Below are 18,284 nucleotides of genomic sequence, written 5' to 3'. Positions count from 1 at the left end.
AAGGCGAGGAAAGAAACGATGAGCCTATATGAAAAGATTTTAAATAGAGAAGAAAAGATTGCCGTTGTCGGTCTCGGTTATGTCGGCATGCCCCTCGCAATTGCTTTTGCGAAAAAAGCGGATGTCATCGGCTTTGATTTGAGTAAAGAGAAAATCGAACTCTACAAATCAGGTGTGGATCCAACAGAGGAAGTCGGAGATGAGGCGATTAAGGAGACGACGGTTCATTTTACGAGCGACCAGTCTGAACTGTGCAATGCAAAATTCCATATCGTAGCTGTCCCGACACCGATTAATACTGATAAGACACCGAATCTTTATCCAGTGGAAAGCGCGAGCCGAACAATTGGTCAGAATTTGACGAAAGGCTCGATTGTCGTTTATGAATCTACTGTTTATCCTGGGGTAACGGAAGATGTATGCATTCCGATTTTGGAAGCGGAATCCGGTCTAGTCTGCGGTACTGACTTCAAGGTCGGATATTCTCCTGAACGTATTAATCCAGGGGATAAAGTGAATGTGTTGGAGAAAATAATCAAGATTGTCTCCGGAATGGATGAAGAAAGCCTGGAAGAGATTGCGCAAGTATACGAGCTTGTCATTGAGGCGGGAGTTCACCGTGCAGGTTCAATCAAGGTTGCAGAAGCAGCGAAGGTCGTGGAAAATAGCCAGCGTGACATCAACATTGCATTCATGAATGAGCTCGCCATGGTTTTTGATCGAATGGAGATTGATACGAAGGAAGTCATTGATGCGATGGCGACGAAGTGGAACGCGCTCAGTTTCCGTCCTGGTCTTGTTGGTGGTCATTGTATCGGTGTAGATCCATATTATTTCGTCTATGAAGCGGAGAAGCTGGGATATCATAGCCAGATTATTCTTTCTGGACGGAAGATCAATGACGGAATGGGTGAATTCATCACAGATGCGATTATTAAAAAACTTATTCACGCCAACAAAGTCGTGAAAAAAGCGAAAATTGCTATTCTCGGCCTGACATTCAAAGAAAATTGCCCCGATATACGCAACTCCAAAGTGGTGGACATTGTCCGTGAGCTTAGTGAGTACGGCATTGAGCCGCTTATCGTGGATCCACATGCAGAGCCGATCGCCACACGTGCGGAATACGGCATTGAGTTGAGCGAGCTTTCGGAGATAAGTAATGTCGACTGCTTAGTTTTCGCTGTGGCACATGATGAATACAAGGATTGGCCGCTTGAGCGCATTGAAAGCATGTTCGGTGATTTTCCAAATGATGAAAGAGTCATTATTGATGTGAAAAGCATTTTGCCGAAAAAGGAACTGGAAGCGAAAGGATACCGTTTCTGGAGGCTATAGGTTTGAGTTTTGGGTGCATATTCTTATTAGGGTGTGCGTTTAGATACTGAACGCGTGAATCAATCAGGATCATTATTAAAGGAGCCATCCGATGAAAATAAATTTCACAAAAGATCAATATAGACAGCTGTTGGAACTCCTTTATCTTGGAGAATGGGTCGCAAATTCCGCGAAGGATGAAGAAGATCGAATTGTCGAATACGATGAACTGTATCAGCATGTTATTTCCTTTGCGAAGGAGTTCAACTGTGATGACATCATTACATATGATGAATCATTCGATGCTCATATTGAAACGATGGAATATGAAAATGCGATGCAAAAACATATTGCCAAATACGACGGGGATGTATTCTGGACAGAGCTTGCGGAGCGACTGGCTAAGCGAGATGTGCTTGAAAAACTGGGCGATCAAGCGCCGAATGATGAGGTAATTGATGAGCTGTTTGCAGTTGAAGAGAAGTACCTGAAAGAATTTGCAGAGAACGGAATGAATCATATTTCTGTGAAAAAGGACTAAAAAGGAGTGCGCCGGCTTGGTGCACTCTTTTTATCATTCAGGGTTGATTTTCACTTTTCTATTCTCATCGTACATCCTGTTTCACCGTATTGACGATATGCGGCATGGTATGTCGGACCGACGCCTTGTTTGAATTCAAGGGAGTGGCGGATACCAGCAGTGATAAATTTCTTCGCTTCAAACACCGCATCAGGTACGCTCATTCCTTTTGCGAGACAAGCCGTGATGGCAGCCGAATAGCTGCAACCAGCGCCGTTTGTATGGATTGTATGAATACGAGGAGCTTCGAATAGATAGAACTGTTCACCGTCGTATAGAACATCTACAGCCGGACCTTCAAGGCGTCCGCCTTTGACAAGAACGTGAGCTGGTCCGAGTTTATGCAACAATCTTGCCGAGTCTTTCAAATCCTCAAGTGTTTGGATTTCTTTCCCGCCAAGTAGATAAGAAGCTTCCGGCATGTTCGGCGTAATGATTGTTGCGAGCGGTACAAGCCGGTGCCGCATTGCTTCCATAGCTTCTTCCTGAAGCAGGGCGGAGCCCATTTTGCCAATCATAACCGGATCCACAACGAGATTATGGAGTTTTTCCTTCTGAATGAATTCAGTGACATTCTCGATAATCTCTTTTGTGAACAGCATGCCGGTCTTCACCGCATCCATTCCGATATCCTCCGCAATGGTAACGAGCTGAGCCTCAATTGCTTCCCATGTTTGTGGATGAATTCCTTTGCCAGTGTGCGGGTTCTTCGCCACAATCGCTGTTACGGCAGATGTGCCAAATACATCGAACTCCTGAAATGTTTTCAAATCTGCTTGTATTCCTGCTCCGCCACGTGCAGCAGATCCGGCAATGGTTAAGGCGCGTTTTATCATCAGGTCCACCTCTTTATGTATGAGCTCTTTTTGCCATTGTAGCGTATATAAGGGCTCAGAACTACTGTAAGAGAAAGCAGGCCACCTCTTATGAGATGGGCCTGCATGGCATTACATATCATGGTGGCTTTTCTGTTTCTGTCGCGAGTGATTGCCTGTTTTTACTTTTTTATTGCCGCTCGTCGGTTCACCGTATGGCATATCCGGCCCTAATGGCAAGTTCGGCTGTTTTTGCTGTTTCGGTCCTTTTGGATTAGACATAAAATCTCCTCCTCTTATTTACGGCCGTCGTTCAGTCTGCGCGCTTCCTCTGGGCTGGACATGCTTGAACGGCCTGGGTAACGCATGTTGACATCACGATCCGGCTTGACCCGTCCGCTTTCACGCATTTTTTTCTCTTGACGATCTTTTCCCACTATGCACACCTCCCGCAAAAATAGCCTTTGCATTTGACTATTTATATATGCGAGACGAACTTCAGACACTGTTGGAACATGTGGTGAAATAAGGATTAGATAAAATTGGATTGATGTATTTCGACATAAAATGAATTAAATATTGTTTTAGAAAAAGAAAAGCGGGAAAACAAATAGCACAACAAAATAACGAAAAAAAACTTACAGGAGGTAATAGGAAATGGCTAAAGAAAACAACAAGAATCATAAAATGACGGTTGAAGAAGCAGGACGTTTGGGCGGCGAAAAAACTGCCAAGACACATGATAAAGAATTCTATGAGGAAATCGGCCAAAAAGGCGGCGAAGCAACATCCAAGAACCATGACAAAGAGTTTTATGAGGAAATTGGTCAAAAGGGTGGCGAGACAACTGCCAAGAACCATGACAAAGAGTTCTATCAGGAGATTGGTCAAAAAGGCGGAGAGTCACGCGCAAGACAGAGCGATGACAACACAAGCAATGGCAAGATGAGCAAGGAAGAAGCTGGCCGTAAAGGCGGCAAGGCGCGCGCTCGCAAACATGACTGAGATTAATATCCATTAAAAGCGGTGCAGGCATTAAGCCTGCACCGCTTTTTTTATGGTTAGTAAAAGGAGAATTACCAAGTATAGTTGTACACCTTCCAATTTGCTTTAGAAGAGCTTTTGCTTAAATACAGTTTCTGATTCGTATTATGCAGATCTCCATATGTTTTTTGATTTACATATATGTATTCTTTGTTGTTTTTTCATAATATTTAACGGTTGGGAGGGTAGGGATGTAGGGGGCATTCGTCTTCCAGTAAAAATCCCAAATATAGTAGTAAGGATTGTCGGTTCCGGGTGCTTGGTAAAGGGTTTCTCCGTTTTTGTTTTTCCCTACAGCGATTTGGTCATATTTGATGTACTTGTTAATATAATTTTTCGTGAAGCTCGGTGACATCGTTTTATGGATCTGTTTCTTTGTCAAAGCTTTGCTGGTAATGTTCACTTTTCTTTGTGTTTTAATCACTTTATCGGTAATTTTCTTGGCCTCTGCATTAGATATTTTCTTATAAAATCTTAAGAATTCTTTTGAGGCATAGCCTTTTTTATTGTTCAGTCTTGTCTCGGCCCATCCGTTTTTTGTCTCCGAATAAATGGTTAGCTTAGCATTTTTGTTGACCGTTCCGATTACTTTATAGTTCGTACCTGGTCCGCTCCGTACATTAAGAACACCGGACTTGATATCAACATGTCCTGTTTTAGTCTTTGTAGCTTCAGCTTCAGTAGTATTATTGAAAAGGGATAGAATGAATACAAATAAAAGTGCCAGAATAGCTTTTCCTCGATTTGATCTCATTTTGTCCTTCTGCAGCATATTGATTTCAAAATATATGCTTAATCAGCAGAAAATATAACCGCAGCCTCTTAATTAAGGAGGTTGCGGTTATTGGAAGTTCTACCTATTTCACATTCTCCCCGATCTGAATATCGAGAAGACCATGAAAAGGAACATGAGGCTTGCTATAATCGAGCCGATTTCAATGACAGGCAGGCGCCAGAGCATTGTCGTCTGTCCGGAAATGGAAGCCCCAATAATGAGTCCTGCCATGAGGATGCTGAAGGCGAGCAGAATAATACTGAAAGATACTCTATTGCTGATTTTATCCATTCTTAGCAGCAAGGTTTGCAATTCGGTCACATTGATGTCTAATCGGATTTTGCCCTTCTTTACAAGCCCCATGATGTCCCTTAGGTTTCTTGGCAGGCTGAAGAGAATTTCTGTATCTTCGAGCATGCGGTCCCATGCATGACGGGCAATATTGTCTGGACGGTAGCGTTCTTTCACTAACTTCTCAGCGAACGGTTCGACAGCTTTCATAATGCTGAAGGAAGGATCGAGCTTGTCCATAATATCTTCCATCGTCAAAATGGCTTTTCCAAGAAGGGTAATTCCTTCAGGCAACTGGACTTTATTGCGGTAAGCAATTACGAAGATTTCCCCCATCACATTGCCGAGACTGATATTACTCAGGGAAACGTCATAGTACTTCGCAATAAGCATATCCAAGTCTTTCTGAAGCGAGTATGTATTCTCTTCGTCTTCAAGGATATCCATCTTCTGAAACGTATTGATGATTCCTCGTGAGTCCCCTTTTTTCAGGTCAAGCAGAAGCGAGACGAAATGATAGCGCAAGTCTTCACTCATTTTGCCGACCATCCCAAAGTCGATATAGGATATTACATTTCCCGGCATGACAAAAATATTGCCCGCATGGGGATCGCCGTGGAAGGTGCCAGCCATGAGGACTTGCTGGAAGATGGAGTCAGCGAGCCTTTTGGCGATCAATTTTCGGTTTAGTCCGGCTGCTTCGAGTTTCGCAACATTGGTCACTTTAATTCCCTGAATTCTTTCCATCGTGAGGACGTTTTTAGTCGTGAATTCCCAGTAGATCTTCGGAATGTGGACGGTTTTATCTTTCTCGAATTGTTTGCTGATTCGGTCGCAATTACGACCTTCTATCCGATAATCCAACTCTTCACGGAGAGAGTCGGCGAACTCATCAAGCCGCTTCTGGAGGTGATAATTTTTCGCCCATTTAAGGCGTGATTCCATTAAACCAGTGATGCCGTGAAGAATTTCCAGGTCGTTCTCGACAATTGGCTTAATATCCGGACGCTGGACTTTAATCGCAACATGTTCACCTGTATGAAGTTCTGCAAGATGCACTTGGCCTATGGATGCTGTGGCAAGCGGAATTTCACTAAAGCTTTTAAATAGATTCTCAAGGCTATTGCCAAGTTCCTGTTCCACAATTGAGCGAATCTTTTCAAAAGAGATGGATTCAACTTCATCCTGCAGTTTTTCGAGCTCATGTGCAATCTCTTCAGGGACAAAGTCTCTCCGTGTGCTTGCCATCTGACCAAGCTTAATGAAAGCAGGCCCGAGTTCTTGGAGAGAACGTCTCAATTTAACGCCGATATCCTTTGTGTTCATATTTATTTCCGGATCTGCTTCTTCGTCTTTTACCCGGTTTGTCAATCCGATCCGATGCAGGAAGTGGCTCAGACCATTTCGCAAAAAAGCGTTTAGAATCTCCTGCAGCCGTTTCGTATGCCGCAATCCTTTATTGATGGACATGTCCATTCCTCCGTTATCGCTTTTCTTTCATTATAGGAGAGCTGGTGCATTATGGAAAGGAAAGCGGGATAACGAGAGAAGGGATTTACCTTTTAGCCAAAAAGCTTCACTTTTCTAAGCTTTAATCGAGTTCGCACATATTGATGAATTGTATTGCAGTTTTAAAATCCTATTCCTCCATCTTGCTAATTTGTGCATATCCATCTGCTTGCTGCGCCTCGGTAGTCCGGCCTTCTTGTACGTATTTTTCGAAATGCCGCTCCATTTCAAAACGCATATGCCCTAACTTGTATGCTTTTGCGAATTTAACAGCTCCTTTTACATCCCCGGTCATTATAAGTGCTTCAACAATCTGCTGTTGTCGTCGTTCAGTCATTTCCACATCATTCTTTAGACTAAGCACAGCTTTGTATCTCTTCTGCAAGAACGCTTTTTCGTATTTAATAGGAACAAGCGTGGAGTTTATATTTTTTACCATTTGAATGTTCCCTTTTCCAGCCAAATGAACGATGAGCTCTTCTGCTCCGTCAGGATTGGCTTCAAGTGCTTGGTCGTAGCGGTTATTCAGCATGTGGGATTGGAAGACTGCTTTACGCTCATCATCTTTCAGTTTTGAGATTTCTTTTTCGGTAAGTTTATTGAAATGGACAGCTGCGCTTTTATGATCTTGAGCAGCAGCATAGATCGCACCGCGGTATAGTTTTTCATTTATAGAAATTTGTCCACTTCCCAGTTTGGCAAGAAGAACACCAAAAATAAGGCCGATTGCAAGACTTGCTAAGAGTATTGGTATATGCATGTTCAACCTCTTCTTTGAAGAAGAACTTGAACGACGTGTTCGTGAAGTCGGGGAGTTTCCTAATGATTTCATTTTTGGTGGAGCATGTTTTGTAGACAAATCATTACAAGTGCTTTCATTTTTTAATTCCTTTTCATTAATCTCCATAGCAGCCTCCTGAATATAAATGACGTTTGCAGAAAATTATATGGCCTGTCCTAAGCTGTTATGACAGGAGAAGTAGATGATTAAGGAATGGGATTTTTAGATTATAAAGAGCTATTTGTAAAAAGCTGGCGAAACATGTATGATGAGAATGCATAGGTAATTTGAATTATTTAATACTATTTTGTGAATAGGAGTGCTCAAGAATGAGTCGGGCGGGTATGGATAGAGAAAATGAAAAGTTTGGCTATTCAACTCTGTGGGAAAGTTACATAAATAGGCTAAAACCAATTACATGGATTTATGAACTGAATGTGAAGGCGGATATACTGAAAGGCATACCATCATGTAAGAATGAAGATGAAGAGGATAATATTTTGTGATATGTTGCTATGCAATATTGAAGCTCTGAAGGCGTTTTGCCAGAGCTTCTTTTTCATCTTTGTTGTTTTCACACTCTCCTTTAATTTATGAGTTCTCTTTCCTTGAAGATCAAATAAGCAAACAGGAGGTAATGAAAGTGGTAGATTTTACATCTTTTCCTGCTACAAATGCCGATAACCCTTCAGACTTGGACTCCGTACAGTCCATTACGTTTTCAACGACGGAAAAATCAGATGAAGAGGCACTCTATCAACAATTGAATATATTTCTTGCTAAATATGAAAAAAGTACTGAAACAGATAAATTAGCAATTGCTAAAATACGTGAAAACACGAGAAAGCTACAAGTACTTGTGAATGAAAAAGAAGAATTATACCTTCGTATTAACTGGTTGGAGCGATTGTACAAAGTAGAAGAAGAGATAGAAAATGTTCAGACAAAAGGGGAAGTCGAAATGCTGCAACAAATAATCTCTGATGTACAAACTTGCCCATTAAAAATCAAATTACAACGCCGACTTGAACTGATAGATATATTGCCGTTACAAGTTGAAAAAACTTCTGAGGGATTATTTATGGACCGAGCAATCGAAGAAATCGGCAGTGATTTTATTAATTTGGGGACAGCTGGAAGAGAGGCAGTCATTGATTCTGCTGTTAATGAAGGTTTTTTAGACATGGAGAAAGTAAGGCAACAGACGAGAGAATTAGAGAGTAAAGCTGTGCAATTACAAACTTGTGAATCTGTTAAACAGATGATTGTAATGCTGGATACTTTGCCACTGTCTTCCTGGAAAGAGCTTAGTGCAAAATGGAAGTTGCGAATTGCAATAAATTTAATTGAAGAGGAACAGAGTTGGAATGGACTTGCAATGCTCGATAGAATTATTCATCAGCAAGTGAGTAGAATGGATGCTGAACAAAATGAACAGGAAAATATGCAAAGAGAATTTAAGATTCCTGGGGGAAGAGCTGCTTCTGTCATAGATTCTCAAAAGCTGAGATACGGCAATTTTGAGTATGAACAAAATGATTAAACTATAAAACTGCTAAAAGATTTTAGCATAGTACTTACCGGAAAGGTAGAAAAGTACGATATAATCATTTATGAACTGTATTCTCATTTTCTGATCTGTTAAAGAAAGGAGATATTATATGAACAAATTAAGAAATTGGTTGATTGCAAGTATTACTTGTGTACTTTTACTTGCCGCCGGACTGCCTACTGTATCAGCAGCAACTTTTTCTGATGTCAAAGCAACCAATCCGCATTACAAGGCAGTAACAAGTCTCTCGGATCAAGGTATCATACGTGGCTATGAAAATGGCAAGTTTGGTGTTTGGAATGAGATGACACGCCAGCAGGCTGCTCATATCATGGTAAAAGAGGGGAAATTAAAAGCTCCGGCGAACCCTTTGGAAGTGTTGAAACCTTATAAAGATGTTACAAAAAAAAATTCAGCTTATCTTGATATTGCTACGGTAATTCAAAACGGGATTTTGAAAGGGAGCAATGGATATTTTCGTCCGGCAGCGAACATAACACGAGAACAGGCTGCAACAATGCTAGTGCGCGGTATGAGGCTTGACGAGATTCAGTCCAAGAAAGTTACAATTCATCTGAGTAATGTGAGTCCTTCTCATCGCACAAATGTCCAGGTACTGGCAAACCTCGGTATTACTAAATCTTTGGAAGATTTTAGTCCTGCAGAACCGATTTCCAGGGGGGCATTTGCTACAATGCTCTATAAAGCCCAATTGGCTAAGAAAGCAGGTGCCCAAAATGGAACGTCAATTAGGCAGGCATATGAAAAGCGTGTTGTAGAACTGACGAATAAAGAGCGGACAAGCCGTGGGCTGAAAGCTTTGAAAGCAGATGCTACGTTAAACAAGACAGCTTATGCCAAGTCTAAGGATATGTTGGATAAAGATTATTTCGATCACAATAGTCCAACTTACGGTTCGCCATTTGATCTGATGAAGAAATATGGAGTTAAAGAATATAAGGCGGCTGGAGAAAATATTGCGCTTGGCTACCAAACTCCGGAAGAAGTTGTTGATGCTTGGATGAAGAGCACTGGCCATAGAAAAAATATTCTAAGCAAGGATTACACACAAATCGGAGTCGGCTATGAAGCGACAGGCGGGTATTGGACACAGCATTTTATCGGCAAATAAGCTTAAAAAAGGCAGCAGTCTTAGTACTGCTGCCTTTTTTGAACCTTTGAAAGAAATGTTAATAAAGAAACCATATAAAGAATGTGGTACATTGATTGGAAAATTATTGTTACAGCGAAGTAATAGGATAGAAGTATTTTGTTAAGCAGATGTTATATTATTCCACCCTTTTTGCGGGAAGAGCGTAAGTAATGGATAACTTTGTGAGCACACAAACATTTCCATAGAACTTATACATGTTCTCCCAAGGAGGAATTTTCACATGACTCAGAAAAAGAATTTCCGAAAGATCGCTTTGTCCACAATGGCGTTTTCTGCAGCTGCTGTAGCGACAGTTCCTGCAGTAACGGCTGCCAAGAACGTTTCGTTTAAAGACGTGACTTCAAAAAGTGATCACTATGATGCAATTATGGCACTTGCCGGAAAAGGAATAATTCACGGCTATAAGGATGGCAGTTTTAAACCGTATAACAATGTAACGCGCGGTCAGGTTGCACTCATGCTGAAGCAGGCAAAGAATTTGAAAATACCTTCTAATAGAGATAAGGAACTCGGAAAGTACAAAGATGTAAAAAAGGTTGATAAAGGGCTGGGAGATGCAATTGCAGCAGTTTCTGCGGCAGGTGTTTTTAAAGGACAAAGTGGTCAATTTAAACCTTGGTCCAATTTGACACGTGAACAGATGGCTACCGTACTCGTACAAGCTTATAATCTTAAAAAATATGATACTGGTAAAGATGTAAAAGTAAAGCTTAGCAATGTAAGTGAAACACACCGTGAAAATGTTCAGATTTTAGCTAATCTAGGAATTACAACGGCTGTCGGAAATAAAGATTTCAGGCCTCATAGTCCCGTTACACGAGCTCAGTTCGCTACATTTGTCTATAAAGCTCAGCAGGTGGTCAATGGTGACAAGGAAGCTCCTGTGATAAGCATTAAAGGCGATCAGACAGTCAATGTGAAGTACGGTGAAGAACTGAAATTGCCTAATGTGACAGTGTCTGATAATAAAGATCAAAACTTAAAAATCAATACAGTTATAAAGGACCCAAAAGGCAATGAAATAGATAAAATTGACACGAAGAAACCGGGAACATATACAGTCACTTACAATGCAAAAGATGCGGCAGGTAACGTAGCGAAAGAAGTTACAGTCAAAGTTGTTGTGGCAGAAGAGGGCGTTGCAGTTAAGAATATCAAAAAGATTGATGGGAACGGTGTAACAGTAACGTTTGAACCTGTAAATAAAGACCGCTTTGATGAACAGCTTACAGTCCTTGATAATAAAGCTAATCGCATAGCGGTTAAACCAGTTACAATTGCGGCAGGCGATACAGAGGCGACATTCAAATTTATAAATCCGGTAGACAAGCTGGAAGGTGTCTGGTCAGTTGGTGGAAAAGAGTATAACTTTGAGCTAGCGGCGAATGTACAGAAATTCAGAGATGCCGATAGCCAGCTTGCTCTCAATAATGCGTTTGACAAGCTTGGCATAGCAGGTGCAGAAGCAAAAAATGCTGCAGCATATCTCGAGAAAAAGCAGAGTTTTATTTCACAAGCAGATCAAAAGGGTGAACAACTCACAGTTGCCAGCATCCAAGCCTGGGTAAATCAGGTCAATGATGAAATCGAAAACGGTGCCAAAAGTGAAGCGCTTGCCAAAGAAGTCACAGAGGCAGTCAAGGCAAATAATGATACAGCATTGAAGAACGCTCTTGAGAACACTGCATTCAAGCGTGTTAACTTTGATTGGCTGACAGGCAACGGTGAAAAGAACTATAAGTCCGCCATTGATAATCAAATTAAAGCCGACGGAGCTCTTGTTAAAAACGCTCAAGGCATTCAAGAGGTTATTAATGGAATTAATAACGCATATGTCACAGAGGCCAGTGATAATCTGAATACCATTTCTGATAAAGCGGTGCTACAAGATAAAAAAGTGCTCATCAGCAAATATGCAACCCCGAATGCTGATGGGAATTTGAGCCCTGAAGTAACTGCTGCTCTCAAGAAAATAGATCAACAACTGGCTGTAGTGGATGTTGTGAATTCTCCAACACCGAACACACTTGAAGCAAACGTAAGGAAATTAGCTGAACTCGTCAATACGAATGATAAGACAGTCATTGATCTTGATAAATATATTCCTTCTAATGGGAAGATCTATATTAATAAATTGCAAAATGCTAAGAGTGCCGAAGATGTCGCAAATGCTATTGATGCAGGCAATACAGAAGCTGGCGCCAATAGTGTGAAAGCTGTCCAGGATGCAGCGCAATCTGGAGACGCTGATACTTTGCTTACTGCTCTTAAGGCTTACCCAGGGATCAAAAATGTCGCTGATAATAATAAAGATGTTTATATTTCAGGCGGATTTGGTACTGCAATGGACATTCAAGCAGAAGTCGACCTTCAGAACTTTAATGCTGTGAAAAATGCCGACTCTGCAGATAAGCTTATAGCAGCACTGAAAGCACTCGGTGCACAGAATGTTAATGAGGCAAATAAGGATCTCTACTTCGGCGAAAATAACAGTAATTTTAAAACTTTATCGGGTGAAACCAATGCACAACGCATGCTAGCAGTTCAAGACGCAATCGCCAGCTTGAATAAAACCGGTAATACTAATAAGGCCGTGACCACAATCAACCAAGCGACAACAACAACAGCTGTGAAAGAAGGTCTTGATGCTCTTGCACTGCCGGTGTACTTGAATGTGCCAACAGCGGATCGTTTGCATATTGCGGAAGAATTGCTCAAAGTACGTCCTGATAGTGGTTTTAACAGCCCAGACGATATAGGGCTAGCTCTGGTCACACCAGCAGAGGGAGGTAATCCTGAAGCTGGAATCATTCCGGGCTATACAGGTGCTTTGGATCAGATCAATACTTTGAAGAAAACATCTTCCAACACAGAAGCAATTGATTTGCTAAAAGCTGCAGGTAATAATACCTTCAACAACCTGTCTCAAGCTAAACAGTCATCAGCTGCGGAAAACTTCCTGAAAAATGCAGAATTCAATAGTGACGGTGCAATTAAGCAATTCAACACACTTGCATCGGTCAACGAAGCTCTAAATGCAGCAATCCAGCAAACACAATAATAAAATGTTCCATCCGCCCTGTAGCAAAAATGCTGCAGGGCTTTTCTTATTATGTTCCTTAATTACATAATGTAAGCGAGGATTGAACATCTCACTGTTTTTATCAGCCGCTCAACGGGGATACTTATAACTGTAGTCAGGGAATTGAATTTCCAGTAAAATTCCTGGCGTTAGAAAGCTCTGAACGTTATAATATTTTTCTGTGTGCAAGTTTTCGTCATCTAGAGAAAGTGGAGGTAATATATGGAATTCATTGACACGCTTTTTAAAATTAGTGATTTCATTTGGGCATATGTCCTAATTGCAGTTCTAATAGGCGTTGGACTTTGGTTCACGTTTGCTACAAAATTCGTCCAGTTCAGAATGCTGCCTGAAATGTTCCGTGTCCTGTTTGAAAAGGAAACGGTAAAAGGCAAGAAGGAGAAGAAAGGTACGACGGCTTTCCAGGCTTTCGCCATCAGTGCTGCTTCACGGGTTGGTACAGGGAATCTTGCAGGTGTGGCTACAGCGGTTGCTTCAGGTGGTCCGGGCGCTCTGTTCTGGATGTGGATTCTTGCATTAATCGGCTCAGCCTCAGGATTTATTGAAAGTACGTTGGCTCAGGTGTTCAAAGTATCCGGTCGCCATGGTTTCCGGGGCGGTCCGGCCTACTATATTGAAAAAGGTCTTAATATGCGCTGGCTCGGAGTTGTTTTCGCGGTTGTTATTACAATTACTTATGGACTTGTGTTCAACTCGGTTCAGGCGAATTCCATTAGCCTTGCATTCAGTGGTGAATATCACATTAATAAGTGGATCATCGCAGGAATTCTTGTTGTCTTAACAGCTCTTGTTATTTTTGGCGGTTTGAAGAGCATCGCTCATGTATCGCAGCTGATTGTACCAATCATGGCAATTCTCTACATCGGGATTGCTCTGTATGTGCTCGTTGTGAACATTACTGAAATTCCTACGATGTTCAAGCTTATTTTTGAAAATGCGTTCGGTATCCGGCAAATTGCCGGTGGAGGTTTTGGTGCTGCGATCATGTACGGAATCAAACGCGGCCTCTTCTCCAATGAAGCTGGTATGGGTAGTGCGCCAAATGCGGCAGCAACTGCAGATGTATCCCATCCGGCCAAGCAAGGTCTGATTCAGGCACTTGGTGTTTTCTTTGATACGATTCTCGTCTGCAGTGCAACAGGCTTTATCATCCTGACAGCAGGTGGTTACGAAGGAAAAAAATTGGAAGGAATCCAAATTACACAGAATGCATTTGCACATCATATCGGCAGTTGGTCCGGTTTATTTGTAGCTATAGCTATTTTGCTATTTGCTTATAGTTCTGTTCTTGGGAACTATTACTATGGAGAAAGCAACATCTCCTATATTCGCGAAAGCAAGGTTGGCATGTTTATCTACCGTATTGTCGTACTGCTTATGGTCATGTTCGGAGCAGTTGCATCGTTTGATGTTGTCTGGGACCTTGCTGACTTTACAATGGCGATCATGGCTTTGATCAACCTGTATGCGATTGTCTGCTTGTCCCCAATTGCTATTAGAGTTCTAAAAGACTATACGAAACAGCGCAAAGCTGGAAAAGATCCGCATTTCAGCAAGTCTGTGCTCGATCAGAAACATCGTTCTGGCGTAACTCAGTGGGGCGATGCAGTATCTGAAAATGAAGAAAAGTAATTTACATCCAGAAGCCTTGCAGCTCACATTGTCTGCAAGGCTTTTTGTATTTTTCTTTGAATTTGCTCTTTGTGGTTTCTATACAATTCTGAGATAATGAAGGTTGGGTCTTAAGAAGAACATTTTTTTGCGCATCTTAAATGAGAGAGGAGGTAATATATGATTGTGAGAGGAGTGCTGGCAGGTGCATGTTTTGCACTGTTGCTTGGAGGATGTTCCAATGAGAAGATAGACCCTTCACCGTCACAAGAGCATGTGGCGAAAGATGAAGAAAAGGCAAGTCCGGTATTCGCAATTTCCCATCGAGGTGCCTCTGCCTATGCACCGGAACATACTTTTGCGTCTTATGAAATGGCTGAAAATGTGAAAGCCGATTATCTGGAGATTGATCTGCAGATGACGAAAGACGGGAAGTTGGTCGCTATGCATGATACAACTGTTGATAGGACAACGAACGGGACAGGCAAGGTGAAAGACATGACATTGGCTCAAATCAAGAAGCTGGACGCCGGTTCCTGGTTTAATGAAACTCATTCTGATGAGTCGAAATTAATGTATGAAGGTTTAAAAGTGCCAACTTTAGAAGAAATTTTTCAGCGTTATGGCAAGAAAGCTAATTACTACATAGAAACGAAATCACCAAACCTCTATCCAGGAATGGAAGAAGAGCTCCTTAGGTTGATTGATAATTATCAGCTTCAGGAAGAAGAGCATGGTGTACCAAGAATTATTGTTCAATCTTTCAGCAAAAAAAGTCTTCAGAACATCCACGAAAAAGACCCGGATCTTCCCCTTATTCAGCTGATTTCCTATCGAGAGCCTGCCAAAATAAGTGATCAAGCTCTTTCTGAAATCAAGGGATATGCTGATGGCATCGGCATGGACTACCGCATGATTGACAAACCCTATATCCAGAAAGTGCGCAAGGCCGGGTTGCTTGTCCATCCCTATACAGTCAATGACGAATCGGACATGATACGGCTGATTGAATGGGGTGCTGATGGCATGTTCACGAATCAGCCCGACCTACTGAAGAAAGTGAAGAGAAATTTGGAGCGTGAATCATAAAGATAAACGCCGTGTTGCATGAATAATCTCCTGGAGCAAGGAAATAATAGGTTCACTTGCTTGTATCCGGGAGGTATCATTCATGAAGAAAATATTGTTCATTTGCTTAAGTGCGGTCCTATTTGTCACAGTCGGCTGCTCGCAGCAGGGAGATAATCCGAGCAAGGACGAATCACAGCGGCAGAAACAGCAGCAGAATATTAATGCTGGCATGCACAATCGCTATGAGTCTGATGATACGAAGAACAATCGCCGTCCTGAATGGAGAACGCTGTCTGACCCGGCGGTAATCGGGGGGCGTGTCCAGATTGAAAATGGACGGGCTGTCGGCAGGCTTGTGCTGGATAAGGATGTCAATGAAGAAGAAGCACATCGGATTGCGCAGCGCTATGCGATAGAAATCAGACAGGTTTATACTCGATTCCCTGCCAATGTTCACGTTGTACAGGAAGGCATTAATCAGTTCACAGTAGAATTGAGATAAAAAAGGCTAATCCAGAAGCATTCTGGATTAGCCTTTTTAGTTTGAACACTCCCCGTACAGATTCAACAAATTGTATGGAGGGGTGCCCTTTATTCGTTTGTTGCTGGTTTGTTGCTGTTGAATTCAGTGTTCTCATCTTGGTGTGTACGTCCACGCTTAATAAAGAAGCTAAGTACGAGCGCGATGACGGCAAACACAGCGGAAACCATGAAGGCATGGTTGATTCCGTTCACCATAGCGAGATTCTGAGCATGCAGCATATCTGCTTTATCTTGCGGGTTAAACTTGTGCGAAATGATGATGTCTTTAATACTGTCTTTCGCTTTATTTGTCATGAGTGTGACAAGGACTGCTGTACCAATCGCACCAGCAACGGAACGGACCGTGTTCACCATTGCCGTACCATGAGGGTGCAAACGTGGCGGAAGCTGGTTAAGACCTGCTGTCATGATCGGCATCATAATCATGGACATACCGAACATGCGAACAGTGTATACACCAATCAGGTAGCCGTAAGACGTATGATCAGTCAACTGTGTCAGCATATATGTTGTTACAGTTGTAATCGCAAGACCTAAGATGGCAAGCGGACGGGCACCGATTTTATCAAATGCCTTACCTGTAATTGGCGACATGATCCCCATCACAACTGCTCCTGGCATGAGCATTAGTCCAGAATGGAGCGGGCTGATACCAAGCACATTTTGCAAATAGAGCGGAATAAGGAGCATCGGTGCGAACATGGCAACAGTCAATGCAACGTTAATGACGGTTGTCAGAGAGAAGATACCGCTTTTGAAAACACGGAAGTCCAACATCGGACGTTCTGATCTCAATTCGCGAATGACGAAGAGCGCCAAACTGATAAAACCGATGATAATCGTTACAAGCACTTTTGCACTCGTCCAGCCATGTGAACCAGCTGTACTTGAACCATAAAGAATACCACCAAAACCGACAGTGGAAAGGATAACTGCCAAAACATCAATTTTAGGTGATTTGCGTTCTGTTACGTTTCGCAAGAATATCACCGCGATGATGATATCGATAATAGCAATTGGAAGAATCGTATAGAACAGGACTCTCCAAGTATAGTTTTCGACAATGAATCCGGATAGTGTCGGGCCAACTGCTGGTGCAAAGATCATTGCAATACCAATTAGACCCATTGCGCCGCCGCGTTTCTCAACAGGGAAGAGTGCGAGGACAACAGTCGTCAGAAGTGGCATGATGATGCCAGCTCCAATTGCCTGAATGACACGGCCGGTCATCAAAGTGAGGAAGTCAGGTGCAATACCACAAATGAGTGTTCCGATTGTGAATAGGGTGATCGCTGTGATGAATAGCTGTCTGGTCGAGAACTTTTCCATGAGGAAGGCAGTAATCGGGATAAGTACACCGTTTACGAGCATGAAGCCCGTTGTAATCCATTGGGCAGTACTCTCACCAATGTTCAAATCTGTCATGATGGAAGGAAGGGCTACGTTCATCAGCGTCTGGTTCAGCAGCGAAACAAAAGCGCCGAGCAGGATGACTGTAAGAATCGGCCCTTTGCGAATGTTGGCTGATTGTGCCGCCGGTGCTGTTTCTGTCATAAATTCATTCATCTCCTTATGTTTTTTCTAGTTTGCAGTTAAATAGAATCAGTCAAGCGCCTTGGCTTGGCTCATGGAGTCAAGATTGTTGAGGAGTTTAGAGGCAACCAATTTTAACTGGCCAAGCTCATCTGTTGTAAAGTCTTTAAACACGTTGTGTACGAATGTTTCCCGTGCTTCTCGCATTTTATAAAGCTCTTGTTTGCCAGGTTCAGCAATACTGAGATAGACGACACGACGATCCTCGGTATCGCGCTTGCGTTCAATATAGCCGCCTTGGACGAGCCGATCGGTAATGCCTGTCAGTCCGCCTGTTGTGATGGAAAGACATTCGGCAAGTTGAGAGGCTCGCTGTCTTCCTTCAGTCATAAGCCGATACATGACGAGCACTTCCGTACGCGAGAATTTCCCGCCGACATGGCATTTCCATTCATGAGTAATGCGCTGGGCGATCTTGCGCAGTTCGCTTTCCATTTCAAGCATGTCATGAAGCTCCAATTTTCCGGCCCCCTTCAAATATTGTCCTATATGCATTATTACCCAAATATCAGTAATATAATTTGT

General features: G+C 42.3%; 18 protein-coding genes. 10 read left to right on the top strand and 8 right to left on the bottom strand.

What is annotated here, in order from left to right:
• The first annotated feature begins 18 nt into the window (after nt 1–18).
• Together QR721_RS12255 and QR721_RS12250 are read left to right on the top strand one after the other, a co-directional pair.
• Nucleotides 19–1,338 (top strand): nucleotide sugar dehydrogenase, encoded by a 1,320-nt coding sequence (locus QR721_RS12255; RefSeq protein ID WP_348029844.1) that lies wholly within the window; start codon nt 19–21, stop codon nt 1,336–1,338.
• A gap of 91 nt (nt 1,339–1,429) precedes the next feature.
• Nucleotides 1,430–1,858 carry a hypothetical protein gene (locus QR721_RS12250; protein WP_348027374.1) on the top strand — a complete coding sequence of 143 codons (429 nt, stop codon included), beginning with the start codon at nt 1,430–1,432 and terminating at the stop codon, nt 1,856–1,858.
• A 50-nt stretch (nt 1,859–1,908) separates the two neighbouring features.
• On the opposite strand, the gene thiD is transcribed toward QR721_RS12250, so the two are convergent.
• The 3 genes from thiD to QR721_RS12235 all read right to left on the bottom strand — a co-directional run bounded on the left by thiD (nt 1,909) and on the right by QR721_RS12235 (nt 3,149).
• Nucleotides 1,909–2,736, bottom strand: a complete 828-nt coding sequence (gene thiD, locus QR721_RS12245) for a bifunctional hydroxymethylpyrimidine kinase/phosphomethylpyrimidine kinase (protein WP_348029843.1) — start codon at nt 2,734–2,736, stop codon at nt 1,909–1,911.
• 108 nt (nt 2,737–2,844) lie between these two features.
• Nucleotides 2,845–2,994: a small acid-soluble spore protein P gene (locus QR721_RS12240; protein WP_348027372.1), complete on the bottom strand. Its 150-nt coding sequence runs from the start codon at nt 2,992–2,994 to the stop codon at nt 2,845–2,847.
• Nucleotides 2,995–3,008: 14 nt separating this feature from the next.
• Nucleotides 3,009–3,149 carry a YpzI family protein gene (locus QR721_RS12235; protein ID WP_348027370.1) on the bottom strand — a complete coding sequence of 47 codons (141 nt, stop codon included), beginning with the start codon at nt 3,147–3,149 and terminating at the stop codon, nt 3,009–3,011.
• A gap of 220 nt (nt 3,150–3,369) precedes the next feature.
• Here QR721_RS12235 and QR721_RS12230 point away from each other — a divergent pair, with 220 nt between their 5' ends.
• Nucleotides 3,370–3,717 carry a KGG domain-containing protein gene (locus tag QR721_RS12230; protein ID WP_348027368.1) on the top strand — a complete coding sequence of 116 codons (348 nt, stop codon included), beginning with the start codon at nt 3,370–3,372 and terminating at the stop codon, nt 3,715–3,717.
• A 172-nt stretch (nt 3,718–3,889) separates the two neighbouring features.
• Here QR721_RS12230 and QR721_RS12225 read toward each other — a convergent pair whose 3' ends face one another.
• The 3 genes from QR721_RS12225 to QR721_RS12215 form a co-directional block, all read right to left on the bottom strand.
• On the bottom strand, nt 3,890–4,510 hold the full coding sequence (locus QR721_RS12225) for an SH3 domain-containing protein (RefSeq protein WP_348027366.1): 621 nt from the start codon (nt 4,508–4,510) through the stop codon (nt 3,890–3,892).
• Nucleotides 4,511–4,618: 108 nt separating this feature from the next.
• A complete protein-coding gene (locus QR721_RS12220; RefSeq protein ID WP_348027364.1) occupies nt 4,619–6,292 on the bottom strand; it encodes an ABC1 kinase family protein in 1,674 nt (557 codons plus the stop codon).
• A gap of 169 nt (nt 6,293–6,461) precedes the next feature.
• The gene (locus tag QR721_RS12215; RefSeq protein WP_348027362.1) at nt 6,462–7,091 is read right to left on the bottom strand and encodes a hypothetical protein; all 630 of its coding nucleotides are present in this window, start codon (nt 7,089–7,091) and stop codon (nt 6,462–6,464) included.
• 350 nt (nt 7,092–7,441) lie between these two features.
• On the opposite strand from QR721_RS12215, the gene QR721_RS12210 reads away from it, so the two are divergent.
• The 7 genes from QR721_RS12210 (at nt 7,442) to QR721_RS12180 (ending at nt 16,125) form a co-directional block, all read left to right on the top strand.
• Nucleotides 7,442–7,618 carry a hypothetical protein gene (locus QR721_RS12210; RefSeq protein WP_348027360.1) on the top strand — a complete coding sequence of 59 codons (177 nt, stop codon included), beginning with the start codon at nt 7,442–7,444 and terminating at the stop codon, nt 7,616–7,618.
• A 137-nt stretch (nt 7,619–7,755) separates the two neighbouring features.
• Nucleotides 7,756–8,655 carry a hypothetical protein gene (locus QR721_RS12205; RefSeq protein ID WP_348027358.1) on the top strand — a complete coding sequence of 300 codons (900 nt, stop codon included), beginning with the start codon at nt 7,756–7,758 and terminating at the stop codon, nt 8,653–8,655.
• Nucleotides 8,656–8,773: 118 nt separating this feature from the next.
• Complete coding sequence (locus tag QR721_RS12200) at nt 8,774–9,796, top strand: S-layer homology domain-containing protein (RefSeq protein ID WP_348027356.1); 1,023 nt, start codon at nt 8,774–8,776, stop codon at nt 9,794–9,796.
• A 262-nt stretch (nt 9,797–10,058) separates the two neighbouring features.
• Nucleotides 10,059–12,899 carry an S-layer homology domain-containing protein gene (locus QR721_RS12195; protein ID WP_348027354.1) on the top strand — a complete coding sequence of 947 codons (2,841 nt, stop codon included), beginning with the start codon at nt 10,059–10,061 and terminating at the stop codon, nt 12,897–12,899.
• Nucleotides 12,900–13,142: 243 nt separating this feature from the next.
• Nucleotides 13,143–14,573 carry an alanine/glycine:cation symporter family protein gene (locus tag QR721_RS12190; RefSeq protein ID WP_348027353.1) on the top strand — a complete coding sequence of 477 codons (1,431 nt, stop codon included), beginning with the start codon at nt 13,143–13,145 and terminating at the stop codon, nt 14,571–14,573.
• A 159-nt stretch (nt 14,574–14,732) separates the two neighbouring features.
• Nucleotides 14,733–15,641, top strand: coding sequence for a glycerophosphodiester phosphodiesterase (locus tag QR721_RS12185; protein WP_348027351.1), 909 nt, complete (start codon nt 14,733–14,735; stop codon nt 15,639–15,641).
• A gap of 82 nt (nt 15,642–15,723) precedes the next feature.
• Nucleotides 15,724–16,125 carry a hypothetical protein gene (locus tag QR721_RS12180; protein WP_348027349.1) on the top strand — a complete coding sequence of 134 codons (402 nt, stop codon included), beginning with the start codon at nt 15,724–15,726 and terminating at the stop codon, nt 16,123–16,125.
• Between the two features lie 89 nt (nt 16,126–16,214).
• Here the strand turns inward: QR721_RS12180 and QR721_RS12175 are convergent, their stop codons facing one another.
• Together QR721_RS12175 and QR721_RS12170 are read right to left on the bottom strand one after the other, a co-directional pair.
• Nucleotides 16,215–17,720 carry a DHA2 family efflux MFS transporter permease subunit gene (locus tag QR721_RS12175; protein WP_348027347.1) on the bottom strand — a complete coding sequence of 502 codons (1,506 nt, stop codon included), beginning with the start codon at nt 17,718–17,720 and terminating at the stop codon, nt 16,215–16,217.
• Between the two features lie 48 nt (nt 17,721–17,768).
• The gene (locus QR721_RS12170) at nt 17,769–18,218 is read right to left on the bottom strand and encodes a MarR family winged helix-turn-helix transcriptional regulator (protein WP_348027345.1); all 450 of its coding nucleotides are present in this window, start codon (nt 18,216–18,218) and stop codon (nt 17,769–17,771) included.
• Nucleotides 18,219–18,284: the final 66 nt, after the last annotated feature.

The sequence above is a fragment of the Aciduricibacillus chroicocephali genome (assembly GCF_030762805.1).
Lineage (GTDB): Bacteria > Bacillota > Bacilli > Bacillales > Amphibacillaceae > Aciduricibacillus > Aciduricibacillus chroicocephali.
The sequence above is the reverse complement of the archived record's forward strand: the minus strand, read 5'-3'. Positions and strand labels throughout refer to the sequence as shown.

Bases quoted from the DNA above. Each gene is read 5' to 3' on its own strand.
- QR721_RS12255 (WP_348029844.1), top strand. From the start codon at position 19: ATGAGCCTATATGAAAAGATTTTAAATAGAGAAGAAAAGATTGCCGTT.
- QR721_RS12250 (WP_348027374.1), top strand. From the start codon at position 1,430: ATGAAAATAAATTTCACAAAAGATCAATATAGACAGCTGTTGGAACTC.
- QR721_RS12240 (WP_348027372.1), bottom strand. From the start codon at position 2,994: ATGTCTAATCCAAAAGGACCGAAACAGCAAAAACAGCCGAACTTGCCA.
- QR721_RS12230 (WP_348027368.1), top strand. From the start codon at position 3,370: ATGGCTAAAGAAAACAACAAGAATCATAAAATGACGGTTGAAGAAGCA.
- QR721_RS12225 (WP_348027366.1), bottom strand. From the start codon at position 4,510: ATGAGATCAAATCGAGGAAAAGCTATTCTGGCACTTTTATTTGTATTC.
- QR721_RS12220 (WP_348027364.1), bottom strand. From the start codon at position 6,292: ATGTCCATCAATAAAGGATTGCGGCATACGAAACGGCTGCAGGAGATT.
- QR721_RS12215 (WP_348027362.1), bottom strand. From the start codon at position 7,091: ATGCATATACCAATACTCTTAGCAAGTCTTGCAATCGGCCTTATTTTT.
- QR721_RS12210 (WP_348027360.1), top strand. From the start codon at position 7,442: ATGAGTCGGGCGGGTATGGATAGAGAAAATGAAAAGTTTGGCTATTCA.
- QR721_RS12200 (WP_348027356.1), top strand. From the start codon at position 8,774: ATGAACAAATTAAGAAATTGGTTGATTGCAAGTATTACTTGTGTACTT.
- QR721_RS12195 (WP_348027354.1), top strand. From the start codon at position 10,059: ATGACTCAGAAAAAGAATTTCCGAAAGATCGCTTTGTCCACAATGGCG.
- QR721_RS12190 (WP_348027353.1), top strand. From the start codon at position 13,143: ATGGAATTCATTGACACGCTTTTTAAAATTAGTGATTTCATTTGGGCA.
- QR721_RS12185 (WP_348027351.1), top strand. From the start codon at position 14,733: ATGATTGTGAGAGGAGTGCTGGCAGGTGCATGTTTTGCACTGTTGCTT.
- QR721_RS12180 (WP_348027349.1), top strand. From the start codon at position 15,724: ATGAAGAAAATATTGTTCATTTGCTTAAGTGCGGTCCTATTTGTCACA.
- QR721_RS12175 (WP_348027347.1), bottom strand. From the start codon at position 17,720: ATGACAGAAACAGCACCGGCGGCACAATCAGCCAACATTCGCAAAGGG.